Here is a 23301-nt window from a genome sequence, read left to right as displayed (position 1 = left end):
CGCCCAAGGGACAAGCCAGAACCGCGATTCCATCGCAAACATGGCGAAGTCTTGATGTCTGGTCTGATTTCGACAGCGGAATTTAGTGGAGTTCAACAATGTCGACGACGCACCAGGGCAAATCCGGCGGTAAGCCCCGCCAGCGCAGCCGGAAGACGGACCAGCAGAGCCGGAAGTCAGGACAACAGCCAAGTCCGAATCTTGATCCGCAGAATGAAGCTCAGATCGGCCCAATGGTGGCGTCACCTGAGGTTTCCATGGCGATGGCGTTACCTGAGGTTTCCACGGAAATGGTGTCACCTGAGGTTTCCACGGACGACACAGCCGCGCCTGCGGCCGTCATCGGCGAAGTTGAACAGGCGGATGTGCCCTCGATTATCGCAGTTCTTCCTGCGAACGAGGACCCAGTCAGTATTCAAGAGAACCCAGTCAGTATTCAAACCATCGCGAATGCGTACCGGGACTACACCAGGATGTCGCTTCAGGAGAGCGGGTTGCTCGTCGAGAAGCTCATCGGCGCGCGGTCGTTCGACAAGGCAATTGAGATTCAGACCGAATTTGCAAGGCAGGCCTATTTGACGTTTGTTGCCGAGACGCAAAAGATTTGCGAGCTCTACCGCGAACTTGCCAGGCAGACATTCACACCTTGGGGGAGCATGCGACCAAGGTGAACCAGGCTGCCGATCACGACCGTTCCTTCCGGAGAGCACCCATCCGATGTAAATTGTTGAAGCAATTGCCCTGCTAACGGCGTCAGCCTAGGATACCCAAAAAGGGCGGACCATGGCGCTTATCAGGACGATCGACACCGGGCTCTATCGGATCCCGCTGACCGTTAGCCTCTCCGACAGCACGCACGGCCAAATCAACGCCTTCGAATTGATCACGTGCCGTGTCCGCGATTCCGACGGGGCCGAAGGTGTCGGCTATACCTACACGGTCGGCCGCAATGGCGGCGCGATTGCCGATACGCTCCGGCGGGAAATTCCCGGACTGATCGAGGGCCGCGAAGCGGACGACACGGAAGCGATCTGGCATCATGTCTGGTGGGCATTGCACTATGGCGGCCGCGGCGGGCCGCCCGTGCTCGCGCTCTCCGCGCTCGATATCGCGCTGTGGGACCTCAAGGCGCGCCGCGCTAACGTGCCGCTGTTTCGTCTGCTCGGCGGCTTCGACGCGCGCGTACCCTGTTACGCCGGCGGCATCGACCTCGATCTTTCCGTGGAGGCGCTGCTGCGGCAAACGGACGACAATCTCGCCAAGGGCTTTCGCGCCATCAAGATGAAGGTCGGCCGGCCCGATCTCGCCTCCGATGTCACGCGCGTGCAGGCGATGCGCAAGCATCTTGGAGACGGCTTTCCGCTGATGGCGGATGCCAACATGAAATGGACGGTCGAGGAGGCGATCCGCGCCGCGCGCGCCCTGCAATCCTGCGACCTGACCTGGCTTGAGGAGCCGATCATTCCCGATGATGTTGCCGGTCACGCCCGCATCATGGCCGCCGGCGGCGTGCCGATCGCGGCGGGCGAAAACCTGCGCTCGCTGTGGGAGTTCAAGAACTATATCGCGGCCGGTGCGGTGTCGTATCCCGAGCCCGATGTCACCAATTGCGGCGGCGTCACAGTCTTTATGAAGATCGCGCGGCTCGCCGAAGCGTTCAATCTTCCGGTGACCAGCCACGGCGCACACGACATTACCGTCCACCTGCTCGCAGCCTGCTCAAACCGCTCCTATCTCGAGGCCCACGGCTTCGGGCTCGACCGCTACATCGAGCAACCGCTCGTCCTCGAACAGGGCATGGCACTGGCGCCGGCGCGGCCAGGCCATGGCATCACCTTCGACTGGAGCGGACTGGCGCACGTCGCGTCATAGGCCAACGACGCTTGCACCAGAGAAAAGACATTTCGCGGCCCAGTTCGCCGGTCCACGCCCAGCAAACGGATGTCCGTTCTGGCCGCCGGAAAGCTGGACTGGCGCCGCAGCGAGCACCTCACGGCAAACGAAGAAGGCCCCGTGGGGACGGGGCCTTCAGACGCACAAAAACCGCTCTGGTTCTACTTCTTCCCTTTGGCCGCGGGCGCGGACGCGATCGGCGCACTGGCGCCTGCGTTGGGCGGAGCGGCGCCTGCTTTGTGCTGGTAATCAGGGCCTGACATGGGAACCGGCTTCTTGGCTTTTGGATCAACCGCGACGGACGCACTGGCGCCCGCGTTGGGCGGAGCGGCGCCTGCTTTGTGCTGGTAATCAGGGCCTGACATAGGAGTCGGTTTCTTGGCTTTTGGATCAACCGCAATGGACGCACTGGCGCCTGCATTGGGCGGAGTCGCGCCGGTCTTGCTGGAGTCTTTTGCGATCATTGGCGGCGCGGTCTGAGCCAACGCCAATGACGATCCAAGGGCAAAGAACGAAATGGCTGCCGCCGTAACGAGTTTCTTCAAGTCCGCCTCCCATTTAAAAGTGACCAAGACGCACAGTCTGTTCCACGGCGGCGCGGCGGTCAAACTTGATTTCGCGGACCAACGGTCGCAGCACGACGTCATTGCGACCGGCACTGACCTAGGCCAGGGCGATGGCAGAATTGACCGTGGCCTGGCCGTTGCCGGACTGTCAGCCCGCCATGCTGCAGCAGCGAAGCCGGGCTCAGGCCGCGGCGAAGACCTCGCCTCCCTGGTCAGGGGAGGCGAGATCAGGCAACTCAGCGCTCGGCTTGCCGAAATCAGCTGCGGGGGATCGGGGGGCTGAAGCCGCCGTTGAACGAAAGCAGCTTCGCGATCTGCTGCGGCGTCAGCAGGTCGTGATTCCGGGGAATGTGCGGATGCGCAATGGTGCTGGTGCCAATCAGGGAAGTGATGCCACCTGAAGCGGTCGCAAGCTCGGCGTCGTTCAGAAGTCCGGTATTGCTGGTCATCGGTTTGCTCCGTCGTGCCCGACCGGGGCGATCATCGCTCCGTTTCATCGGTGAGCCGGACCATGCCCCCGTCTGCCGCCCCGCGCTGTTCCCTGGGGAACAAGCCTTGCGTTGGGCGCAGTCCGCCTTTGGCCGAGCGGCATTGGCCAGTCATCGCTTCTCCTGCATGCGCGCACGCACAAACACGACGACCTTCGCAGCCTGGTGAAGCCTTCGCATGAGGAGTGGGGCGCCACCGTATTTTTACGGGGTGCGAGGCTTGGGCCGTTCAAGGTGCATTCATAATGAACTGCCTATTCAGCGCCGGGGGCGGCAGACTGTTTATGATGGGACCGTTATGTCGCGTGCCCCTGATGATTTCGATCCGCTGGCCGTTGTTATTGACTGGCTCGACGCATGTCGATCACGTGACCTCAACGCGTTGCTCGATCTTTACGAGGAGTGCGCCATTCTTGAATGCGATTGCGAGGGTGTGCGCCTGACCGGGCGAGAGCCGTTGTCGGCTTACTGGTCCGGCAAACTGCAAAACCAGCTCCCGACTGCCTTTACCCTCGACGATCTCACGGTGACGGAAGACGGCATTTGGGTTGATTATCGGAACAACAAAGCCAGTCTGGTGCGGGCGCACTTTCGTTTCAGCCCGTCAGGCAAGATTGAGCGCACCCACTGCGGGCCGTTGGACCGACGGCTGTCGGCATAGCCTACATTCGCGAACCATCGATGATCGCTATCAGGTTCAAAGGCGGACGGCGACTAAGGCGACACTTGAGTATCTTGCCGGGAACAAGTGGTAATCCGGGACGTTAGTGCCGACGGTAACACGCTCGCAGACCTTCGATGGGCCACCAAGGTCCCCGCTTGCCGTCCGTCGACTTCTCTGCGTGAGCCCTGCCGAGCACCCGCTCGGCAGGGCTTTTTATGAATCTCGGCAGCGCCGCCAATCATCGCGACGAAGTTTTCTCGGACACTGCATCAGCATTCTCAAACGAGGCGCAAACCTCAAGCGCGCGCGAGTAGGGATTGCGGCGGCCAGGCAAACGCCGGCTGCCTATTTTTCCCGCCCCGGAACATATCTCGCGATCACGGTGTTGACGTGCATTCTTGGAGACACGGTCATGGCATCGAGCGCGCGCATTTTTTTCGCAGGGGTGGGAACTACTTTTGTCATCCTGGGAGTTGGCTTTGGCAGCGGACTCCTGATGGCTAACTCGGCGCTCAAGGACCACTCCGGCTACCAGGCACGGACGACCGCGGAACTGCCGTCCCCCGTCAGGGTCATTCTGCCTACAACGGCAGAGGCGGCCCAGCCGCCGCAACCGCCGCAACAGACATCGCGACAGGCTGCAGTGGTGGACTCGGCACCCGAGCCGGTGCAGGCAGCGCAACCGGAAAAACGCGTTGAGAAGCCGGACGCGAAGAAGGCCGAAGCCGACGCGCGGGAACGCCGCAAGCGCTACGCCGAACGCAAATTAAAGCGCGAGGCCGCCCGCGCCAAACAGCGGCTGGAGCCGCGAGAGCACGAAGAAGGCCGGGTCATGGCCTTTGGTGGTGACGACACGTCGCGCGTGGCGCTGTTCGGCAACTAGACGGCGCGAACACTTGAACGCGTGAGCGGCCCCTCAAGCTCGTCCGCCTATTTGTCCGTAAAAAACGTCAGTAAGACTTTTCCCTTTTCGCCGATCAGGCAGAGAAAGGTTCGGCGCGTGTCCTGCTTGCCTTTTTCGAGATAGGCGTCTCCAATAACAATTGTTTTGATGGGCGTGTCCTCGACCTTCGTATTGGCCTTTGCAACCGTCATTCCGTCAACGTCGAGAGTCACGTCCTTGATGCCGGGATTGCGCTCTCTCAGTGCAATCAAACCCGTCGACCGGCACGCCTCCAGTTCGGGGTTCGCAACTTGAGCTGATGCATTTCCGACAGAAATGCCGATAAACAATGTCGCGAGAGCGATTGCAGTTTTTCCAACGCGCATTTTGGTCTCCAACATGAAGTTTCAGTACGAACAAGTGCCGGGATGTCGCCGCTGCTGGCCAAGTGAAAGTTGCGGCCGCCAACGCTGTCGCGTTTTCGAGCGAAGCATGCCCTCGGACTTGATCCGGGGTGGATATCGCTTCGCAGAGCAATCAAGTTTACGCAGATTGCGTAAACTTATCTGCGGTAGAAAACGCGTCCGGGATAACGGCCTGGAGCTTCGGTTCTGATTCAATCAGAACCGATAAGACTCTAGGCTGCAGCGATCGTCTTTTCGATATCATGCACCGCATGACCGGTAAGGTCCTTCGAGATCTCGCCGCGAAGAACCTCCGACAGCTTTTTATGATAGCTCTTGCGAAGCTCGCCCAGGGTGCGCGGGGCGGCGATGATGATGAGATCCGAAATTTCGCCTTCCAGAACCCGTTTGTTGAGTAAACCCGCTATTCCGCCGGCGAAGCCGTCTTCTGCGGCCTGGCTTTCGTCAGGATTGGCAGAACTGCTCTGATGGCCCGAGCCGGACCCCTTGTTTACGTTTTCGATCTCCGATTCAGGCATCGCCGTCAGCGTTGGGCTAGCCTCATCGCCGGTATTGCTAAAAAGGTTGAACTTTTCTCCGTCGGCGACGGCCACGATTGTTCCCTTGGGGAGCAACATGAAATCTCCAGAGTGTGAGGAATGCACTGAGATGCAGGCTGTACGTCAATCGATCAGGGCGCGCTTGGTTCCGGAACCGGAATGCGGCGCCCCAAGTAACCTGCTATGTCCACGGGAGATTGAGAGCGCCAGAATCTCCCTCAGTTTTGACTTTGGGAGACAGGCATCAGCCCCGACGCCGAAGCGATCAGTGACACGCCCGCCAGGAGAACCAGTATCAACACCGCCTTGCGAAACGTCTCGTCGTTGATGGTCCCGTAGAGTTTGAAGCCGATCCATATGCCGGCAACCATGAAAGGAAGCCCGATGCCGTACAGTTTGACGGTTTCGACCGTGTACGACCCTGCGACGAGTTGCGCGATCGAGATGATCACAAATGCCGCAAACAGCACCGGTTGAAACACGGAGCGTTGCTTGTCCCTGGACCAGCCGCGCCACTGGCAGGAGAGGGTGGAGATGATGCCGCCGAGACCGGTGAGACCTCCGAGCAAGCCGTTGGAAATGCCGATCGCAACATCGGCCGGCGCCCCGATCTTCATTGGCTTTATGGGTGGCCGTGCAAGGCTGTATGTTGCGTAAAGGACCAGCAACACTCCGACGCCGAAGCGCAAGTAAGTTGGATTGATGTGGTCAACAGCATCACGCCGATCGGGATGCCGATTGCCGTACCGAGCGTCAGCGGCCAAATGTCTTGCCAGCGCAACTCATGACGCAGCTTCGCGATGCCGTATCCTTGCGTGAGTAGCCCATAGCCGGCAATCAGCGCGGCCGTCTGAATCGGCGTGATGATGTGCAGCCATATACCGGATACGACGAGGCCCATCGCGAATCCGGAAAACCCGCTGACGAAGCCGCCAAGAAATGTTGCAAGAATAAAAGGAAGTATGAGGTTTCCATCCATGTTGCTCGCTCCATAGGAAAGCGAGCAGCGCTTGCATGGGGTCACCCACTTCACGGGGAGGCTGCGACGTCCCCAGGCAATATTCTATAGGCTTGGACTTCGGGTTGGCAATGATCTCGACATCAGATGGTCGTCCGACGCATGAGAGGCCGACCGCGGCATTGAAGTCAGGACAAGCGCACTCACGCCGGAACCGGGATCAGAGGCGCAACCTCCCGGTCCTGCGGGTCGTCGCTCGCCGCTAGCCCCGCCGCGACGCCGACGCGATCGGCCTCCGGACGGTTCTGGCTCATCTTGCGCTTGCCCTCGAACCGCACGACCGGAATGCGCACGCCGACGATCCCCCGCAACTGCGCGGCGATGAAATCGGCGGGAGCATCGGCGACGGCCCAGGGTTGTGCGCGCGATCCTTCCTGCTTGTTCGTCAGGCGCGTCACTGCATCGAGCAGACGCTCGGGCTCGTCGAAGAACTCGACCGGACCGTAAGCGTGCACGGCGACGTAATTCCAGGTCGGCACCACCTTTCCGGTCTCCTGTTTGGTCGCGTACCAGGACGGCGTCACGTAGGCCTCCGGACCCGAGAAGATGGCCAGAGCTTCCCCGATCGGGGGCAGACGCCAGTGCGGGTTGGCCCTTGCCAGATGCCCGTAGAGCGTTCCGTGCTCGCCCTCGGTCTCGTCGAGGAAGAACGGCAGGGGCGTCGCCACCGGGCCTTCGGCGGTGGCCGTCACCAGAGTGGCCAGCCGGGCGCCGCGGATGGTCGCCCGAATGCTCTCGAAATCGTCGTCCTTGAAGGCGGGGGGTACATACATCGCGTTTCTCCGTTTCCCGGCCCGGAGATAGTTCGAATCTGGCACACACGAAACTGCCAGTTATCGACATTCTTACTGGTCCAGCTATCGAGGCCTCCCGGCGGCGACTTCGTCGACGGCCTGGGCGAGAAGTGTGCAGCCCCGCTCGATTTGCCGCACTTCCAGCGCTGCGAAGCCCATGACGAGACCGACCACCTCCGGACGGGAGCGGCGCCCCTGCCGGCGCCGGTCGAACAGCGCCGAGACAGGGTAGACGCCGACGCCTTTCGACCGGGTGGCCTCGATCAACGCTGCTTCGAAATCCTGCGCCAGATCGCGGAACCACACCACGACGTGCAGGCCGGCATCCGTGCCGTCGATCTGGATTCTGTCGCCAAACCTGCGGCGCAAGGCGTTGAGGAGAGCCTGCTGGCGTTCAGCGCTGCGCCGGCGAACACGTCTGACGTGACTGTCGTACGCACCGCTCTCCAGCATCGTCGCAAGCGCCTCCTGCTCGATCTGGGGCGTGTGCCGGTCCATGATCTGCTTGGCCGCGCCAAACAGGGAGCGCAAGTCGGCGGGCACGACCAGGTAACCGAGCCTCAACGTCGGCGATAGCGTCTTGGACACGGTGCCGAGATAGACGACGTTCCCGCTGCCTTCCAGCGAATGAAGCGGCGGGACCGGTTTGGTGCCGTATCGATACTCGCTGTCGTAGTCGTCTTCGATCAAATAGGCATCCAGCCGTCGCGACCATGCGAGCAACTGGTGCCGACGTCCTATCGGCAAAACACCACCCAGCGGGTATTGATGCGACGGCGTCACGTAGGCGAGCCGCGCTTCGACCGTCGCAAGCCGCTCCGTCTCCAGGCCGTCGCGATCGACCGGAATTGGTATCGCGACGGCGCCGGTGACCGAGAAGGCGTGTCGCGCCATCAGGTAGCCCGGGTCCTCCATGACGAACTGGTCGCCGGCGTTGAGCAGCAGCCGCGCGCAGATGTCGAGCCCTTGCTGTGATCCGTTCACGACGACGATCTGGTCGACGTCGCAGCGCACGCTCCTCGAACGCCAGAGATAGCCCTGCAGCGCCGTTCGGAGCCGCAGCGATCCGCAGGGATCGTCGTAGGCCAGTCTCTCAGGCCGCCGGTTCAGCGCCGAGACCATGGCCTTCTTCCACGCGAGCGTCGGGAAGTCTGACGGCGAGAGGTCGCCATACCTGAAGTTTGCGACGAGGCCGCGCGGCGGCAAGGTCCAGCCGGGCGGGTCGTGTCGCAATCGCTCGCCGAATTTCGAAAGCCGGACGTTGCGCACCGAGGGCTTTGATGCAGTGCGGGCGCGTCCTTTCTCGACGACGGCGCGGGCAACGCGCGGCCGAGCCCCGTGGCGAACTTCGATAAAACCTTCCGCGGCGAGCTGCTCGTAGGCGACCGTTACGGTCGTGCGCGAGACGCCCAGCTCGCTGGAAAGGGCGCGGGACGATGGCAGCAGGCCGTCAACGCCGTACACCTGCTCCATGATCTGATCCCTGAGCGTTTGGTAGATTTGGCGGGCTCCCATCCGCCCCGCGCGACGCGCCGGAACCGTCTTCATCTGGACCATTCGATATCCGCAAGAAGCGTTAATCTCGTGTGCCAGTGTGCTGCGAAACGGGTCGAAAACCAACCGGCTTTTGCGGAGCGTGGCGACCGCTGGCGTCCGCCAATGCCCTGGCGAACTACGGAATGATGGTGAGTGATTACGGTGACGGTGCTGGACTGCGCCCTTTTGGCCGCTTCTTATGACGGTGAGAGTGCACTCAATTGCTCCGCCGCATTGGGTGAACGAAGTACGACTGATTAAGTGCACGGTCGATTAAGTACACTGTGGAGCAGGTGTTTGTTCTTGGCACTTTAGTTTATTACGGTGACAGTCCAGCACTGTCACCGTAATTGCAGGGGTGAATTACCGTTTATCCAGCGTGACTCGCTCTTATTTTTTAAGCAGAGAACGCCGATGGTTAGAGATTTCTTCCTGCCACTTCATAAATTGCGCAAGGCTAATGGAGACTCCCAACAGGCGACGCTTAGCATCTAGCGAGTCTCGGTAGATGATCGAAACGTAGTCACGGGTGAGTTGCTCCGGCGAAAGAGGATAAGCAAATTCGCGACCAGGCTCGCCGAAATAGATAGCGTATTCCTCTCCAACGGCCGCGTTACCGCGGAGAACCTCCATGACTTTGATCCGAATAAAGAGCCTATCGCGAGGAAGCTTCGCAGGCGCTCCAGATTGATCACGCCCACTGAGCGAACTCGGCGACATTATTGCGCGCACTCTGGCAACCACGACGTCCTTTGCTTCGGCTGGAAGCCCGGCCAAGTTCAAATCTGACGGCAGTTGATCGAGAAAATATGCTACCGGCGCCCGGTCATTGGCCACCATTTGAATCACGTTTCCGCGGCCGTCAAAGTTCTGAGTAACCGCGACGCCTTGAGCACGAAGATGCTCCGGGGGAGGCAATTGAATTGCATAGCGAGGCAAGCCGCTGTCGACTGATGCTCCACTAGCAATCGACATGAGTATCGTTGTGCCGATAGCCGCAACCCAGCCCATAACGAAGCACCCCATTGCAGCAAAGAACCACTTTCGGTCGACCGCGACACATCATTACGCCTCGCTTAACGGTTGCAAATGAAACTTGGCATTACGATGACAGTCCACAGGACTGCCACCGTAATTGTCGTCATTCCGGGGCGCGCGAAGCGCGAACCCGGAATCCATCATGCCGCATGCGCTGTCGCTCGATGGATTCCGGGCTCGATGCTGCGCATCGCCCCGGAATGACGGCGGGGAGAGCTGCGACAAAACAACACGACGGGCAAATCACTTCGATTTTACCGAAATCGTGTCAAGTCAAAAGATTCCGAAAATCGAAAATATTCTTGTTGCCGTCCCACCCAAATCAGTGCGCATCTATCGCCATCCCGTCCCACTCAGAGGGGCGTCGGCCGTCGTCATGACGAGGGGCGGGTTGCGGTGGACGTGACAGTTGCGATTGACGGTCGCGGCTGAAGCGTACGGCGAAAGCGTGTGGTCCTGGCGCCCGTAACGGCGTCAAGCTCCGAAGAAGCTAACGCTTCCGAGGGGTGACGGTGGCAATAGAGGCCGTCTCACCGGGGAGAGCGCGTCATAAGCCGTAAAGCCACTGCGCAGGGAATGTCGGATGTTCTCCGCTGCCCTGTATGCTCATGTGCAGCATTCTTATGCACAATCGCACATGAGACCGCGGGTGCAGCGCGCATCCGGCATTCCCTGCGCCCTCTGATTTCCAGAGGGCATCTCGGTTGCACAACTCGGGCGCTTCGCGCGGCGAGGGTGCGGAGCCATGTCCTGCATTGTGAATTGTGAAACGGCAAACCGCCTCTTTGGTGAACATCGTCGCTGGACAGGATGTCGCATTTTGCGATGCAGCAAACCTTTCAAGATTTGAAAGCCCGGCCCCTGCTAACGGGCAATGGCGTTTTGCCCGGCTTCTCTGTATTGGTTCGGTGGCATACAAGCTTCGGAGCCGGGTGTTCGCGCTCCGCAAAAAATTACGTGGGAGGAAACATGCGCAAATTGATTTTGGCTGCGGCATCGATTGCAGCTTTGGCCCTGGCGGGCCCGGCGTCGGCGCAGTCGCCGATCGTCATCAAGCTCAGCCATGTCGTGGCGCCGAACACGCCGAAGGGGCTGGCGTCGGAGAAATTCAAGGAACTGGCCGAGAAGTACACGGGCGGCAAAGTCAAGGTCGAGGTCTACCCGAATTCGCAGCTCTACAAGGACAAGGAAGAGCTGGAGGCGCTGCAGCTCGGCGCGGTGCAGATGCTGGCGCCGTCAAGCGCCAAGTTCGGGCCGATCGGCGTCAAGGAATTCGAGGTGTTCGATCTGCCGTACATCCTCCCCGACCTGAAGACGCTGCGCAAAGTCACCGACGGTCCGCTCGGCGCAAAGCTGCTGAAGCTGCTCGATGCCAAGGGAATGACCGGTCTCGCTTACTGGGACAACGGCTTCAAGCAGATGAGCGCCAACAAGAAGCTGATCACGCCGGCCGACTACAAGGGCCTGAAATTCCGCATCCAGTCGTCGAAAGTGATCGAGGCGCAGATGCGTGCGCTGGGCGTGATCCCGCAGGTGATGGCGTTCTCCGAAGTGTATCAGGCGCTGCAGACCGGCGTCGTCGACGGCCAGGAAAACTCCTGGTCGAACATCTACACCCAGAAGATGCACGAGGTGCAGAAGCATATCACCGTCACCAATCACGGCTACATCGGCTATATCGTGGTGGTGAACAAGAAGTTCTGGGACGGCCTGCCGGATGATGTTCGTGGCCAGCTCGACAAGGCCATGAAGGAAGCCACCGCTTACGGCAACGGCCAGTCGCAGAAGGAAAACGACGAAGCGCTCGCCGACATCAAGAAGAGCGGCAAGGCGGAGATCGTCACGCTGACGCCGGAGCAGGACGCTGCGATGCGCAAGGCGATGGAGTCGATCTACAAGGATGTCGCCGGCCGCGTCGGCCAAGGGCTGATCGACGAGTTCCTGAAGGAGACCAGGGGCGCGACCAACTAAGACGACGATTTGAGATGCCGGGAGCTTCCAGGCTCCTGGCAGGGGCGAATGGATCGTTCTCCGTCATGGCCGGGCTTGTCCCGGCCATCCACGTCTTTCCTTGCTGACGCGCGCTAGCAAGACGTGGATGCCCGGGGTTCGATAATTGGGGGATATAGATGCTTCTACGCATCCTCGACCGGCTCGAGGAACTGCTGATCACATTCCTGATCGCGGCCGCTACGGTGATCATCTTCATCGCGGTGATGCATCGCTATCTGGTCGGCATTCCTCTTCTCTACCCGTACCTGTTTCCCATCAACCTCGCATGGGCGCAGGAGCTCTGCATCATCATGTTCGTGTGGATGGCGAAGTTCGGTGCCGCCTATGGCGTGCGCACCGGCATCCATGTCGGCGTCGACGTGCTGGTCAACAAGCTCGGTCCGAATAAGCGCAAAGTCACCGTCATATTCAGTCTGCTGTGCGGTGCGCTGTTTACGTTCGTCGTTGGCTCCATGGGTGCGAAATTTGTCTGGGGGCTCTACCACACCGACCAGGTGACGGCCGACATGGAGATTCCGAGCTGGATCACCTATCTCTGCGTTCCGCTCGGCTCCTATTTGATGTGCTTCCGCTTCCTGCAGGTGGCCAATAATTTCTGGCATACCGGGCATCTGCCGCATCACGACGAAACCCAGGTCGAGGGCGTGGAGATCGATGCGCCCGGTGTCGGCGCTGGGGGGATCGCCCGATGATCACGCTGATGATCTTCGGGCTGCTCGTCGCCCTGATGCTGACGGGTATGCCGATCTCGATCGCGCTCGGCCTGACCGTGCTGACGTTCCTGTTCTTCATGACCTCGGTGCCGATCGAGTCCGTGGCGCTGAAGCTTTTCACCGGCATCGAGAAGTTCGAGATCATGGCGATCCCGTTCTTCATCCTGGCCGGCAACTTTCTGACCCATGGCGGCGTCGCCAGACGCATGATCGCTTTTGCCAGAACGATGATCGGCCATTGGCCCGGAGGGCTCGGCATCGCCGCCACCATGGCAGCCGCGCTGTTCTCGGCGGTGTCGGGGTCTTCGCCCGCAACCGTCGTCGCCATCGGCTCGATCATGCTGCCGGCGATGCTGTCGGTCGGCTATCCCAAGCGCTTTGCCGCCGGCGTCATCGTCACCGGCGGCGCGCTCGGCAATCTGATTCCGCCGTCGATCATCATGGTGATCTATGCGGTGGCGACGAGCGGGGCGGTTTACTTTGGCCCGAATGGCGAGAAAGTCGCCTCTGCCTCGGTCGGGCAGTTGTTCATGGCCGGCATGGTGCCGGGCGTGATCCTGGCGATCATGCTGTCGGGGACCACGTGGTATCGCGCGTGGAAGAACAACATTCCGCGGGTCGAGAAGGCTTCGTGGGGCGAGGCGTTCAAGGCGTTCGTGGACTCGTTCTGGGGCGTCTCCCTGATAGTCGTGGTTCTCGGCGGCATCTATCTCGGCTGGTTCACGCCGACCGAAGCCGCGGCGATGAGCGCGGTTTATGCCTTCCTGATCGAGATGTTCATCTACAAGGACCTGAGGTGGAAGGACGTGCCAAAAGTCCTGCTCGTCTCCGCCAACATGAGCGCGATGATCCTCTACATCGTCACCAACGCGGTGCTGTTCTCGTTCCTGATGACGAGCGAGCAGATCCCGCAGGCGATGTCGAACTGGATCACGAACAGTGGCATCACCTGGATCACCTTCCTGCTGGTGGTGAACCTGCTGCTGCTTTTGGCCGGCAACGTGATGGAGCCGTCTTCGATCGTGTTGATCATGGCGCCGATCCTCTATCCGATCGCGGTCAAGCTCGGCATCCATCCGGTGCATTTCGGCATCATGATCGTGGTCAACATGGAAATCGGCATGTGCCATCCGCCGGTGGGTCTCAATCTCTACGTGGCCTCCGGCATCGCCAAGATGGGCATTACCGAATTGTCGATCGCGGTGCTGCCATGGCTGGTCACGCTCCTGGTTTTCCTCGGCCTCATCACCTACATCCCGGAATTGTCGCTCTGGCTGCCGCGGACGCTCGGGATGCTTTAGTTCAGGAAGGTTTGGCGGCGCGACATTACATCTTGGTAAGGGAAGGCACTCTTGCCTATCGTTAAGTTGATTGCCGGCAGTGGCCGGCTCATCTTCATGCAACCTTTCAACGGAGGTCAGCATGAGGAAGTTCACCATCGCCGCGGTCGCGGTGCTCGCCATCGCCGGTTCGACGGCGGTCTATGCCCAGCACCGTCATTGGGGCTACGGGCATATGCGGATGAACCCGGAAGACCGGGCGGCGTTTGCCGACGCGCGGATCGCCGCCGTGCATGCCGGGCTCAAGCTGACCGCCGACCAGGAAAAGCTGTGGCCAGCGGTGGAAACCGCGGTGCGGGAATTCGCCAAACTGCGGATCGACCGCGCCAATGCGCGAATGGATGCGCGGCGGGACGATTCGAGCCCGCAGAAGCCGGATGATCCGGTGGCGCGCCTGCGCGAGCGCGCCGACAACATGGCGACTTCGGCGGCCGCCATGAAGAAAATCGCTGATGCGGCCGATCCACTGTACAAGACGCTGGATGACGGCCAGAAGCGCCGCCTGGCCGTGCTGACCGGAATGGACCGGTTTCATGGCCGTGGCGAGGGCTGGCGGGAACGCCGCATGGAGCGTTTTGAGCGGGATCGCGACGATGGCGGCCGGGATCGCGGCTACAACCGCAACCGCTACGACCGGGATGACGGGCCGGACCGAGGGGGCCCGGAGCGGCTCTGAGCACAGGTTTGCCGAGTTCGGCCCGGCTAGAGCGTTTTCCAGCGAAGTGGACACCGGTTCGCGTCAAGAAAACGCGTCAAAACAAGAATCTAGAGCCCTGTTCCGATTCCATCGGAACGGAAAAGGCTCTAGGGGCGGAAGCCGCTGAAATCCAGCGGCTTTTTGCCTTTCCGGGCCCGCGCCAAAGGCCGGGAAAACTCGCTCCAGTTTGCTGGACATCGGGGAATCGCTTTGCTAAACGACGCCCTCTTGCATGGGCTTTTCCGGACCAAGTCCGGGCGCATAGCTCAGTTGGTAGAGCAGATGACTCTTAATCATCGGGTCCCAGGTTCGAGCCCTGGTGCGCCCACCAAGCCCTTCAAGAACTTAGCCGGCTTCACCGTTTGAAACGCGCCGACTAAAACGGTTTTTCAAACGGTATTTTGCGCGCTGGTGGAACCGTCCGCTCTCTACAATGTGATCGGCGCTGGGGCACAGGGGCTGCCCGCGATCGATCGTTCAGGGAGGCGGGCGGCAAAGTGAAAGTGTCTGCCATCGCCGAACTCGCTTTGCGAGATCATCAAATGGATCGACTTGGCCCTCTCAAGGCTGAAACAGGGGTTCGATTCCCCTAGGGAGCGCCATGTGTTCAAGCCGCAATTGATATTCTTGATCTTTTCGACTTGATTGTCCCACTCCATTCTACCGTGGGACAGTCTTTGTTCTTCATCCGATCTCGTATCGCTCAGATCGCTGTGCTTGTGGAACAGATGCAATGCCCAGGCGCCGAAGCTGCCTGGTCATCCCCGACAAACTAAATCCACCGGCGGCAAGGCTCAGATGATCAGCTTGCGCATGGCGGCATCTGCCGTTTTCTTCCGGCTTGCCGCCCTGGTATAGCGCTCAACCTCTTCCAACGTCTGATGCCCCGTGATCGCCATAATCTCGTGCGGCGTTGCGCTCGCTTCGGCGAGCGCGGTCGAGGTGGCCTTGCGGACACCATGTGCCGAGCAATGTGGAAGGTCGGCTTGACGGCACCAGTCCTTAAATTTGTTGCCAAAACCATTCGCTGTGAAGGGTTTGCCGAATTCGGTTAGCAGGAAGATCATTCTATTGCTGACCTCAGCCGCCGCGATGCTCTCGGCGAGAGCCGGGTGCACCAGTATATCTATGTCGATCGGATTTCGATGTTCGTTCTTCGCTTGGCGGAAACGGACCCGGCCTTCTCGAATGTGCTGGCGGCCGAGCCTGGGCGCATCCTCGCGGCGGCCGGCCGTATAACGAAGTAAGTCCAGAGCAAGCCGAGCTTGCGTGCCGAGGGGATGGCGGTCGTAATATCGCTGGATCTCCTCGTCCGTCCATGTGTGGTGTCCATCCGACCGGTACTTGAGTTTCTTGACACCGATCGTCGGGTTGACCCCCGTTTCGCCGGCCTCGTTGGCCCAGGAAAACATGGCACGAAGCGCTTTTATACGCTGATTGGCTGCGGCCGGTGTTTCAATTTTGGCGTCGCGAATTCGGCGCACGTTGCGCGCCTGCATCGTGGCGACAGGCTTAGCCCCGTGCTCAGCGCAATCTCGTCCAGCGCGCGGCGTTGCCAGTTTTGCGTGCTGCCGTCCAACGCCCTGTAAGCGGCACTCGCATAGTAGCGAATGCAGAGATAACGCAATGAACCTTTTTTTGACTCGTTAGCCTGCCGCATCGGCGCGATAGCTGCCGCGGCGATGGCTGCTTGATATTCCTCTAGGAACTCGGGCGTACCGGGAAGGGCGTGAATGCGTACTTTGCGTTTTCCCGGCAAGCGAACGTAACAACGCACGTTGTCGTGACGATCGACATCCTCGCTAAAATACTTGAGACGCACGCGCATTTGTTTGCCGAGTTTCAATCCCATGAATTTTCTCCGCCATCGTCGAATGCATCAAAAGCGCAGTCAAGCTTCTTGAGGTCAAAAACAACCCGCCCCCTAAGTCTTTCCGGCCCGGGCATCTCGCCGGCTGCGACCATTTTATCGAATGTCGATGGGCTAATACCGACATATTCAGCGGCCTGAGAACGAGATAGGCCGCGCGGCGGCAATGACGGCGGCAACGCGCTACTGCGGCGCGCGGGTGACTTACGGTCGGGCATGATCAAACCTGAAGGATACAGACAGTTTCGTGGCGCCCGGTGCATGCCGTGCTCAATCACTGGGACTGGCTTTCGGTCTTAGTCCGGGACAGGAAGAGCGAGTGGCGAGGGCGGTATATAAGCGACGTTTAGCGGCGTGGTTGGACTGCCGTGTTCCATGGCGAAGCGCGTGAAATCGGCGGCACTGCCACGATATTTTTGAGCTTCCCGCTAAGGCAGCCTGCTAGACGCGTTAGAGCCGAGTGCCAGACCGCGTATCGTGCACGTGCGAGCGCGACTCCTTCGATTGTAGGCTGCGCCCACTCCAACGGACAATGCGCTCCGGTGCTGTAGCGATTTTTCCCGTATCTGGTCCCTGTGACAGCGGGCTTGCCGTTGCCGAGAATAGACGGTCGGACTTTCGGCAATCCGACATTCCAAATCGGAGAAATGCCGGTGCAGGCTTGCTCGATAACTAGCGCAATCTCGTCGAAGACAAGAAACTGCTCACGTGATGCAAGGCCCACCAGGTTGCCGAGAAGAAGTTTTTTCGACTCGCGCCAATCAACAACAGCATTAGAACTAAGCTTTCCGACTTCGCGTGCAACAATGAGCGCGTCACTGTCGGGGAACGCAGAAACGTCACCCAAGCAGTCTCTGCGCGGGCTGGAATCAATACTGCAGCCTAAACGCAAATGCCGCTCGAGCATTGCCCACGAATTTTGATATCCGTATCCCGGCACGGAGCGTCGGGATTTTTGGTCGCAAAACGTCCATTGCAGAAGTCGTTCAATCTCGACCTGCTTCATTGCTCTTCCAACGATGTTTACAATTTGGCGCTTACTCGCCGGTTCGTATCACCATAGAAAAATCCAACCGAGCAGCAAGGGCACCCTGTCAAAAGTAGGGGTAAAAGTGACTTCAAGCAGCTGATTTCATTTAGGTAATTCAATTCTTGAATTTGACCCAAAAAAGCGCAGTTGGGGCTCAAACAGTTGCGCTTTAGGGTCAAGCCCTTGAACAGAATATCATTTCAGGCACGCTCTTTAACGAGTGATTCTGCGCTAGCTTCTTTTGGAATACCGAATGACGCTTACCGGGCCGATACGTCTTTGCCGCGCCCGGATTGGCGATCTGACATCGCCGCTGGCGTGGAAACCCAATTGTCATGCACTGCGGCGTCCGGTTCACACCGTAAGATGGAGAGAAGGATCATGCGTGACTGCATGTAGCTGTGGTTCTCCGACCCTGACGACTCCAGTATGCCGATTGCCTTTGCTATCAACGTATCAAGCGCTGTTTGGGCCTCGGCCAACAGGCCTTGTTGCTCGGCTCGCGCCGCCTGAAGCACAGCCGCTTCTGACGCCACGGGAGCCGGCGCCGATTGAACGAGGCTAGACGCGACCGTCGCGCGCAGAGTCCTTGGCGCCAATGGGCCGCCTCCCTGGCCGCCTTCAAGGGAGACTACAATGCTGCGGTCGCCCGCTCCTCGACGCATGCCGAGAGGATGACGCAGCTGCAGCAGATAGAGGAGCAATTGACGCGCCACATCCGCGAGACCGCTCGCCTTCGCGAGGAACTGCGTGCGCTTGAAAGCGCCGACGCCGTTTATGAAACCGAGCGGCGAGCATGGCGGGCCTTGCGGCGAGAGCGTGATGAATTCATGCGAGCCCAATGCGCATCCCTCACGGCTAGTTCAGATGGGATGATACGTGCGCATGTTAAGCCGTATGCGGATCCCTCTGAATTCGTGAACAGCCTGCGTCAGTTCTTGAGCGGATCACGTGTTTCTGGCGGCAAGATCGAAGCTTTGGGGGAGAGCATTGCATCTGCCGCCGATGGCGCGATCCAATGGGACGCAGTGATGACCGATCTTGAAAAACTCGCCGAAGTCGACCCAGAGAACGAGGGCAACGCACTACGTCCAGAAGCGCCATCGCTTTCTGCGGCTGGTCTGACCGCAGGCGAAATCGATAGGCTGGCACGCAGCCTCAAACCCGACCAGTGGTTGGCGCTGACGCTTATTCCGATTCCGAGCGTACCTGTGTTCGAGTACAGGGCGCGCGAAAACGAATACATCCCGTTTGTAAACGCGTCCGCCGGACAACAGGCAACCGCGCTGCTGAAGACGCTGCTCAATCAAGCGGGCCCGCCCCTGATCATCGATCAGCCTGAAGAGGATCTCGACAATCCCGTGATGCTGGAGATCGTGGAGCAGCTTTGGAAGGCCAAGCAGAAACGGCAGATCATCTTCGCGAGCCACAACGCCAACCTTGTCGTCAATGGGGACGCTGAGCTTGTCGCCTGGTGCGACTACAGGACGTCCGGCGATCAATCGCGCGGCGTCGTTGCCGGCGAAGGCGCTATCGATGTTGCCAACGTACGGGAAGCCATTGAACGGATCATGGAAGGCGGCAAAGCGGCCTTCAATCTTCGCCGAGAAAAGTATGGCTTCTAGTCTGCACGTGGATGGCTGGGCGGTGAGCCGGCGGTGTCAAAATAATCGCCAAGCTGCATACATGGCCAAACCGGTCGCAGGTTAGCGATAAGCTCTGCCCGGCGGGCGCGATCCGCGGGCAATACGCACCGCTTTGAGATTCCGTAATGGAGGAGCGAGTGGTAGGAAGTCTCCCTCCGAATTAATGTTCCATAACATTCGATTTGCGAACGGCTGCTTCTCTAAGCGGCCGTCCAGCCGGATGCCTGTGTCAACTGGGCAGCCAAAAAGAACGGCCCGCTTCAGGGCGGGCCGTTCCGGTAGGGATTAACGCAGGCCGGTCCCGTAGAGCGCCCGTTCTCTCTGGACCTCATCCGCTCCGTAAGGCTTGCTTGCGGGATCGAATGATTTCCACCCGGACTTTTCCCAAGCGGCGCGACGGGTACGCATATCGACCGCGGACTCATTTAGGAGCGACTCTAAACGAGTGCGATCCGCATCGGCCACCCTGGCAGATACCAGTGTGCCGCCTCGTCGTACGCCCTCCGCGTAAGTGTGAGCATCTTCTTCCGATACTCCAGCCTGGGTGAGCGCTCCTACAATGCCACCACTTGCGGCACCTGCAGCCGCGCCGACTGCCGTTGCCGCCAACCAGCCCGCTGCGACAACAGGGCCCAGTCCGGGAATTGCGAGCAGGCCGAGGCCCGCCAGCAGCCCAGCCGTGCCGCCAAGCCCGGCGCCTATCGCTGCACCCGCGCCTGCGCCTTCCGCCCGATCGTCGACGCCGTCGCGGTCGCGATCCACCTTCTTGTCAGTGGTGAACCAGCTGTCAGAATTGTTGGCGACAATGCTGATGTCTGAATGTGGTACGCCGGCTGCTTCCAGCCGCCCAACGGCCGCTTGGGCATGGGTATGACTATCGTAAAGACGCGATATCGTGACGGTCATTTTGGTTATCCCTATTTCGCAGTATTGACGTTGCCCTGAAAATCGACACTTACAGCAGTCGCGGTGCCGGCTTTGCTGGCCTTGCCGCGCCAGACACCATTGTCGTCCTTTTTCAGCTCAGTCACGTTGGTAAAGCCCGCATCCTCAATCTTCGACTTGGCTTGCCCTTCCGTGAAACTGTTGGCGCCGGCGACTGGAGCAGCCGCATTGTTTTGACCGGCGGAGTTGACGGCGTTGTTGCCTGGTCCTGACTGAGCCGGCGGGTTTTGAGCATATGCCGTGGTGATCGCCAACACTCCGATGCCGGCGGCGAGAATTGAACGTTTCATACTGTCCTCCAGTGGTTAGAGGGTTTGAAACCGTTCATCTCGTCTTAAGTTCCTGGCACGCGACAATCACCCGTTGCTAATAGTGCAACCGCGGTTGGCAACCACCACATGGGATAGGGCGACCTGAGAAGCCCAATGCAAAGTGTCAACTGCGGATCGCGGGAATGTTCTATAGCACAGGGAACGACGACAAGCTCCAACCTATGCCATGTGTCGGCTTTGGAGGATGGGTAGTGCGCGGATGGTGATCATGCAGATAGATCGCGAGTTGATGACGAAGCGTCTCGTCGCCGCCTACGGCGTCCTCGAACAATTGCTCCTGCAGGTTTCGGGGAAGTTTAGACCATAGCTTGAGCGCTGCCCGGCCGATTTTGTGTTCAAAACTTAACACGAGCTCACTCATAGCAATCCTCTAGCTAGGCAACATTTGCGCTCCATTGCAGAAACACTGACAAGGTTCAGAGAAGCGAACGGTGCCGCGCATTTTCGACTAAATTATATCTTTAGAAAGGTGCCCCGCGCTCTCGCACCTTCCCGTTGGGTCGCTGGCCGGCCGCGAAGAAGCGAGTGAACGGGCGCAGACGAACGGCTCTCCGAGCGCTCGCAGCGGGCGAGGGTCTCCCGATGCGTAGTTCGCATTCGCTCTTTGGAAGCCGAAGTCCACTAATCAAGACGCCTAAGGAAACGAGGGCTGAGTCCTCCATTGCCGACGTGGAATACCGCGCCATCACGCGGGAAGGGATTCCTGCGGCAAACCTCGTTGAAGAGCCACTCTAGAGGAACTCCCGGGTCCCCTTGGCTTAACTGCCCGGGGAGAATATGCAGATGGCCGATCCAATGGAGCAAGATCGTCGCGCGGGCTTATCAGCTTTGGAAGGAAGCCGGCCAGCCTCAAGGGCGCGATGAGGACTTCTGGCAGCACTCACTTAGAATCAATCCGTACCATACATTGTGGCTATTATTGACTGAGTTCCTGCATAATGGCGGGGATCTCTGCGGGAATTTCGCGCGCCAGTAACCCAAATTTGCCGTGTCTTGCCGCCAGTTTCCAGCCGGCTTGACCATGCATGTAAACCGCCCACGCGGTCGCCAGACCGGCCTCGGCGCCTCTAGCGAGGAGGCCTGCGAGAATGCCTGCCAAAGTGTCTCCCGATCCCGACGTGGCCAGGCCGATGCAGCCATTTCGAGAAAGCCAAGCTTGTCCATTTTCAGCAACGACATAGGTTTCGGCCCCCTTCATCGCCACGATTGCCGACAAGGCGGCAGCAGCACGTCGAGCGGCATGCAGGGGGTCATTGTCGACCTCGTCGCGATCGGTCTTCAGAAATTTTGCCATCTCGCCCGAATGCGGCGTGACTATCAATCTGCCGGACCGGACGCCTTGCGGTATTGCATCAGCCTGGAGCGTCGAAAACGCCAGCGCGTCGAGGACCAGTGCCGGACGCTCAAGATGCTTCAACATCGCCCACGTCAGCTCCGCGACCGCAATGGAGTCTGTCATGCCAGGCCCGATTAGCACAGCATCGCAGTCCGCACCGAGTTCGATCAACCGCTCAGCGCTCGCCGGATCTATGCCACCCGCCTTTGTCTCGTTGCATCCAATAACCATAGCCTCGGGCATGGCCATCCCCAATTGAGCAACATGCGAACGGCAGGTGGCGATCTGCAGAATTCCCGCGCCAGCCCTGAGCGATCCAAGTCCGGCCAGGAATGCCGCGCCCGGAATCTCCAAGCTTCCGGCAATGACGAGGACACAACCTCTCGCCCTCTTGTCGCCCTCTCTCTCCGGTTCCGGCAACGGATGAGCCAGCAGGAATTCCCGGGTGATCTCGGTGACGCTCATCGCGCGGCGACGTTGGCATCTGGCGTGGTGGTCACCGGGGCCCCCTCTCTTTCGAGCGGCGCGACGAAATTGTATTTTGTCAGGACGAGCGATCCTCCCTCTTTCTCCTCATCAAAAACATATTCAGTCACCGCACAATTGGCTACGTCGGCCTCGGCATCGATAGCAAGAATAGTTTTCTCGTCCATTTTTTCGAGAAGATAGCGCATGCATAACACCACGACCTGATGCGCCACGATCAGCACATGCTTACCGCCGTAGTGTAGGCTGATCGTATCGAGGACACTCCGTAACCGCAAAATCACGTCACACCAGCTTTCGCCCGCCGGGGGCCGATAATAGAATTTTCCGACTAGCTGACGCGAGGCAGCCAGTTCGGGGTGCCGCTGCTCAATCCCGAGTCTTGTCAGGCGATCCAGAATTCCAAATTCCTTTTCGCGCAATCGCTCATCGATGACTGGATTGCAACAGCCGGCAGAGAAGCCCGAGGCTTTGCCGATGGCTGCCGCAGTCGATTGAGCGCGTAGATAGGGCGATGTCAGAACAATCTCCGGCCTTCCCTCCGACGGCAGCGCCGCGAACCAATGGCCCAACGCTTCGGACTGCCGTTGACCAAGAGCGCTTAGTGGCACGTCCACATCCCGGGCCGAAATATCGATGTCTGGAAGCCCAGCGGCATGAGCGGCGTCACGTGCGACGTTACCTGCGCTCTCACCGTGCCGGACAATCCAAAGCTTGGATGGCCATCGCTTGCTCAAAACGTTCTCCCGCTCTGCACCGCGGACGAGAGGTCAGCACGCGGGCAGCCGCTACTCATGTCTAAGGCATCCCGAACTAACAAATGTGCCGGCTTGGCGTTCCCAACGGACACAGCGGGAGTGTTGGAATAGCGGTAAGATCTTCCTGCGCATTGACGGTGAAAGACTAAGACCGTGGCACCCGCTGTTCTTCGGACGAAGACCTTTGGCCGCGCGCGGCCACGTTTTCCCGCAGGGCACCCGTACGAACGAACTATAGGCGAGAGTGGGCGTTACCGAGTCATGTCAGACGCATTCGATTACTTCCGCGCC

At 59.6% G+C, this 23301-nt stretch carries 25 protein-coding genes, 1 tRNA gene and 1 pseudogene; 11 read left to right on the top strand and 16 right to left on the bottom strand.

Features of this window, described 5'->3' with window-relative positions; all coding sequences use genetic code 11:
* Positions 1 to 98: 98 nt before the first annotated feature.
* Positions 99 to 671: a phasin family protein gene (locus JQ558_RS01145; RefSeq protein WP_212292607.1), complete on the top strand. Its 573-nt coding sequence runs from the start codon at positions 99 to 101 to the stop codon at positions 669 to 671.
* A 112-nt stretch (positions 672 to 783) separates the two neighbouring features.
* Positions 784 to 1872: a mandelate racemase/muconate lactonizing enzyme family protein gene (locus JQ558_RS01140; protein WP_212292606.1), complete on the top strand. Its 1089-nt coding sequence runs from the start codon at positions 784 to 786 to the stop codon at positions 1870 to 1872.
* Between the two features lie 182 nt (positions 1873 to 2054).
* On the opposite strand, the gene JQ558_RS01135 is transcribed toward JQ558_RS01140, so the two are convergent.
* Entirely contained in the window at positions 2055 to 2501 is a 447-nt protein-coding gene (locus JQ558_RS01135; protein ID WP_212207058.1) for a hypothetical protein, read from the bottom strand.
* A 215-nt stretch (positions 2502 to 2716) separates the two neighbouring features.
* Positions 2717 to 2908: a hypothetical protein gene (locus tag JQ558_RS01130; protein WP_212292605.1), complete on the bottom strand. Its 192-nt coding sequence runs from the start codon at positions 2906 to 2908 to the stop codon at positions 2717 to 2719.
* Between the two features lie 337 nt (positions 2909 to 3245).
* Here JQ558_RS01130 and JQ558_RS01125 point away from each other — a divergent pair, with 337 nt between their 5' ends.
* Positions 3246 to 3608, top strand: coding sequence for a nuclear transport factor 2 family protein (locus JQ558_RS01125; protein ID WP_212207060.1), 363 nt, complete (start codon positions 3246 to 3248; stop codon positions 3606 to 3608).
* A gap of 181 nt (positions 3609 to 3789) precedes the next feature.
* Positions 3790 to 4494 (top strand): hypothetical protein, encoded by a 705-nt coding sequence (locus JQ558_RS01120; RefSeq protein ID WP_212292604.1) that lies wholly within the window; start codon positions 3790 to 3792, stop codon positions 4492 to 4494.
* Positions 4495 to 4541: 47 nt separating this feature from the next.
* Here JQ558_RS01120 and JQ558_RS01115 read toward each other — a convergent pair whose 3' ends face one another.
* The 6 genes and pseudogenes from JQ558_RS01115 to JQ558_RS01090 all read right to left on the bottom strand — a co-directional run bounded on the left by JQ558_RS01115 (position 4542) and on the right by JQ558_RS01090 (position 9817).
* On the bottom strand, positions 4542 to 4880 hold the full coding sequence (locus JQ558_RS01115; protein WP_212292603.1) for a hypothetical protein: 339 nt from the start codon (positions 4878 to 4880) through the stop codon (positions 4542 to 4544).
* 251 nt (positions 4881 to 5131) lie between these two features.
* Positions 5132 to 5536 carry a host attachment protein gene (locus JQ558_RS01110; protein WP_212292602.1) on the bottom strand — a complete coding sequence of 135 codons (405 nt, stop codon included), beginning with the start codon at positions 5534 to 5536 and terminating at the stop codon, positions 5132 to 5134.
* A 140-nt stretch (positions 5537 to 5676) separates the two neighbouring features.
* Positions 5677 to 6359 (bottom strand): annotated as a pseudogene (locus JQ558_RS37045) (sulfite exporter TauE/SafE family protein).
* Positions 6360 to 6619: 260 nt separating this feature from the next.
* Entirely contained in the window at positions 6620 to 7249 is a 630-nt protein-coding gene (locus JQ558_RS01100) for an FMN-binding negative transcriptional regulator (protein WP_212292601.1), read from the bottom strand.
* Positions 7250 to 7333: 84 nt separating this feature from the next.
* Positions 7334 to 8827 carry a PLP-dependent aminotransferase family protein gene (locus JQ558_RS01095; protein ID WP_212292874.1) on the bottom strand — a complete coding sequence of 498 codons (1494 nt, stop codon included), beginning with the start codon at positions 8825 to 8827 and terminating at the stop codon, positions 7334 to 7336.
* Between the two features lie 369 nt (positions 8828 to 9196).
* The gene (locus tag JQ558_RS01090; protein ID WP_212292600.1) at positions 9197 to 9817 is read right to left on the bottom strand and encodes a hypothetical protein; all 621 of its coding nucleotides are present in this window, start codon (positions 9815 to 9817) and stop codon (positions 9197 to 9199) included.
* Positions 9818 to 10813: 996 nt separating this feature from the next.
* On the opposite strand from JQ558_RS01090, the gene JQ558_RS01085 reads away from it, so the two are divergent.
* The 5 genes from JQ558_RS01085 to JQ558_RS01065 all read left to right on the top strand — a co-directional run bounded on the left by JQ558_RS01085 (position 10814) and on the right by JQ558_RS01065 (position 14938).
* Positions 10814 to 11815: a TRAP transporter substrate-binding protein gene (locus JQ558_RS01085; RefSeq protein WP_212292599.1), complete on the top strand. Its 1002-nt coding sequence runs from the start codon at positions 10814 to 10816 to the stop codon at positions 11813 to 11815.
* A gap of 158 nt (positions 11816 to 11973) precedes the next feature.
* The gene (locus tag JQ558_RS01080; RefSeq protein ID WP_212271848.1) at positions 11974 to 12549 is read left to right on the top strand and encodes a TRAP transporter small permease; all 576 of its coding nucleotides are present in this window, start codon (positions 11974 to 11976) and stop codon (positions 12547 to 12549) included.
* The gene (locus JQ558_RS01075) at positions 12546 to 13871 is read left to right on the top strand and encodes a TRAP transporter large permease (protein WP_212215062.1); all 1326 of its coding nucleotides are present in this window, start codon (positions 12546 to 12548) and stop codon (positions 13869 to 13871) included. The genes JQ558_RS01080 and JQ558_RS01075 overlap by 4 nt, the downstream gene beginning before the upstream one ends.
* A 121-nt stretch (positions 13872 to 13992) precedes the next feature.
* On the top strand, positions 13993 to 14586 hold the full coding sequence (locus JQ558_RS01070; protein ID WP_212215071.1) for a Spy/CpxP family protein refolding chaperone: 594 nt from the start codon (positions 13993 to 13995) through the stop codon (positions 14584 to 14586).
* 276 nt (positions 14587 to 14862) lie between these two features.
* A tRNA-Lys gene (locus JQ558_RS01065) sits at positions 14863 to 14938 on the top strand.
* 463 nt (positions 14939 to 15401) lie between these two features.
* Here JQ558_RS01065 and JQ558_RS37035 read toward each other — a convergent pair.
* The 4 genes from JQ558_RS37035 to JQ558_RS01050 form a co-directional block, all read right to left on the bottom strand.
* On the bottom strand, positions 15402 to 16091 hold the full coding sequence (locus JQ558_RS37035; protein WP_312014936.1) for a tyrosine-type recombinase/integrase: 690 nt from the start codon (positions 16089 to 16091) through the stop codon (positions 15402 to 15404).
* Positions 16034 to 16459, bottom strand: coding sequence for a hypothetical protein (locus JQ558_RS37030; RefSeq protein WP_249142270.1), 426 nt, complete (start codon positions 16457 to 16459; stop codon positions 16034 to 16036). The genes JQ558_RS37035 and JQ558_RS37030 overlap by 58 nt, the downstream gene beginning before the upstream one ends.
* Positions 16450 to 16695: an AlpA family transcriptional regulator gene (locus tag JQ558_RS01055; RefSeq protein ID WP_212292598.1), complete on the bottom strand. Its 246-nt coding sequence runs from the start codon at positions 16693 to 16695 to the stop codon at positions 16450 to 16452. Before JQ558_RS01055 ends, JQ558_RS37030 begins: the two co-directional genes overlap by 10 nt.
* Before the next feature lie 128 nt (positions 16696 to 16823).
* On the bottom strand, positions 16824 to 17483 hold the full coding sequence (locus JQ558_RS01050) for a hypothetical protein (RefSeq protein ID WP_212292597.1): 660 nt from the start codon (positions 17481 to 17483) through the stop codon (positions 16824 to 16826).
* Positions 17484 to 18181: 698 nt separating this feature from the next.
* Here JQ558_RS01050 and JQ558_RS01045 point away from each other — a divergent pair.
* On the top strand, positions 18182 to 19132 hold the full coding sequence (locus tag JQ558_RS01045; protein ID WP_212292596.1) for an AAA family ATPase: 951 nt from the start codon (positions 18182 to 18184) through the stop codon (positions 19130 to 19132).
* A 306-nt stretch (positions 19133 to 19438) separates the two neighbouring features.
* Here the strand turns inward: JQ558_RS01045 and JQ558_RS01040 are convergent, their stop codons facing one another.
* Together JQ558_RS01040 and JQ558_RS01035 are read right to left on the bottom strand one after the other, a co-directional pair.
* Complete coding sequence (locus JQ558_RS01040; protein ID WP_212292595.1) at positions 19439 to 20059, bottom strand: hypothetical protein; 621 nt, start codon at positions 20057 to 20059, stop codon at positions 19439 to 19441.
* Positions 20060 to 20070: 11 nt separating this feature from the next.
* The gene (locus JQ558_RS01035) at positions 20071 to 20388 is read right to left on the bottom strand and encodes a hypothetical protein (protein WP_212292594.1); all 318 of its coding nucleotides are present in this window, start codon (positions 20386 to 20388) and stop codon (positions 20071 to 20073) included.
* A gap of 703 nt (positions 20389 to 21091) precedes the next feature.
* Here JQ558_RS01035 and JQ558_RS38280 point away from each other — a divergent pair.
* A complete protein-coding gene (locus JQ558_RS38280) occupies positions 21092 to 21406 on the top strand; it encodes a DUF2934 domain-containing protein (RefSeq protein ID WP_409410478.1) in 315 nt (104 codons plus the stop codon).
* On the opposite strand, the gene JQ558_RS01025 is transcribed toward JQ558_RS38280, so the two are convergent.
* Together JQ558_RS01025 and JQ558_RS01020 are read right to left on the bottom strand one after the other, a co-directional pair.
* A complete protein-coding gene (locus JQ558_RS01025) occupies positions 21347 to 22231 on the bottom strand; it encodes an NAD(P)H-hydrate dehydratase (protein ID WP_212292593.1) in 885 nt (294 codons plus the stop codon). The genes JQ558_RS38280 and JQ558_RS01025 overlap by 60 nt on opposite strands.
* The gene (locus JQ558_RS01020; RefSeq protein WP_212292592.1) at positions 22228 to 22989 is read right to left on the bottom strand and encodes a histidine phosphatase family protein; all 762 of its coding nucleotides are present in this window, start codon (positions 22987 to 22989) and stop codon (positions 22228 to 22230) included. Before JQ558_RS01020 ends, JQ558_RS01025 begins: the two co-directional genes overlap by 4 nt.
* Between the last annotated feature and the right edge of the window lie 312 nt (positions 22990 to 23301).

Origin of the sequence: Bradyrhizobium sp. AUGA SZCCT0160, from assembly GCF_018130105.1 — a bacterium.
Lineage (GTDB): Bacteria > Pseudomonadota > Alphaproteobacteria > Rhizobiales > Xanthobacteraceae > Bradyrhizobium.
The sequence above is the reverse complement of the archived record's forward strand: the minus strand, read 5'-3'. Positions and strand labels throughout refer to the sequence as shown.

Bases quoted from the DNA above. Each gene is read 5' to 3' on its own strand.
- JQ558_RS01035 (WP_212292594.1), bottom strand. From the start codon at position 20,388: ATGAAACGTTCAATTCTCGCCGCCGGCATCGGAGTGTTGGCGATCACC.
- JQ558_RS01100 (WP_212292601.1), bottom strand. From the start codon at position 7,249: ATGTATGTACCCCCCGCCTTCAAGGACGACGATTTCGAGAGCATTCGG.
- JQ558_RS01115 (WP_212292603.1), bottom strand. From the start codon at position 4,880: ATGCGCGTTGGAAAAACTGCAATCGCTCTCGCGACATTGTTTATCGGC.
- JQ558_RS01085 (WP_212292599.1), top strand. From the start codon at position 10,814: ATGCGCAAATTGATTTTGGCTGCGGCATCGATTGCAGCTTTGGCCCTG.
- JQ558_RS01125 (WP_212207060.1), top strand. From the start codon at position 3,246: ATGTCGCGTGCCCCTGATGATTTCGATCCGCTGGCCGTTGTTATTGAC.
- JQ558_RS01110 (WP_212292602.1), bottom strand. From the start codon at position 5,536: ATGTTGCTCCCCAAGGGAACAATCGTGGCCGTCGCCGACGGAGAAAAG.
- JQ558_RS01070 (WP_212215071.1), top strand. From the start codon at position 13,993: ATGAGGAAGTTCACCATCGCCGCGGTCGCGGTGCTCGCCATCGCCGGT.
- JQ558_RS01095 (WP_212292874.1), bottom strand. From the start codon at position 8,827: ATGGTCCAGATGAAGACGGTTCCGGCGCGTCGCGCGGGGCGGATGGGA.
- JQ558_RS01130 (WP_212292605.1), bottom strand. From the start codon at position 2,908: ATGACCAGCAATACCGGACTTCTGAACGACGCCGAGCTTGCGACCGCT.
- JQ558_RS01075 (WP_212215062.1), top strand. From the start codon at position 12,546: ATGATCACGCTGATGATCTTCGGGCTGCTCGTCGCCCTGATGCTGACG.
- JQ558_RS01025 (WP_212292593.1), bottom strand. From the start codon at position 22,231: ATGAGCGTCACCGAGATCACCCGGGAATTCCTGCTGGCTCATCCGTTG.
- JQ558_RS01055 (WP_212292598.1), bottom strand. From the start codon at position 16,695: ATGCCCGACCGTAAGTCACCCGCGCGCCGCAGTAGCGCGTTGCCGCCG.
- JQ558_RS01050 (WP_212292597.1), bottom strand. From the start codon at position 17,483: ATGAAGCAGGTCGAGATTGAACGACTTCTGCAATGGACGTTTTGCGAC.
- JQ558_RS01140 (WP_212292606.1), top strand. From the start codon at position 784: ATGGCGCTTATCAGGACGATCGACACCGGGCTCTATCGGATCCCGCTG.
- JQ558_RS01090 (WP_212292600.1), bottom strand. From the start codon at position 9,817: ATGGGCTGGGTTGCGGCTATCGGCACAACGATACTCATGTCGATTGCT.
- JQ558_RS01040 (WP_212292595.1), bottom strand. From the start codon at position 20,059: ATGACCGTCACGATATCGCGTCTTTACGATAGTCATACCCATGCCCAA.
- JQ558_RS01045 (WP_212292596.1), top strand. From the start codon at position 18,182: ATGACGCAGCTGCAGCAGATAGAGGAGCAATTGACGCGCCACATCCGC.
- JQ558_RS01145 (WP_212292607.1), top strand. From the start codon at position 99: ATGTCGACGACGCACCAGGGCAAATCCGGCGGTAAGCCCCGCCAGCGC.
- JQ558_RS37030 (WP_249142270.1), bottom strand. From the start codon at position 16,459: ATGGGATTGAAACTCGGCAAACAAATGCGCGTGCGTCTCAAGTATTTT.
- JQ558_RS01080 (WP_212271848.1), top strand. From the start codon at position 11,974: ATGCTTCTACGCATCCTCGACCGGCTCGAGGAACTGCTGATCACATTC.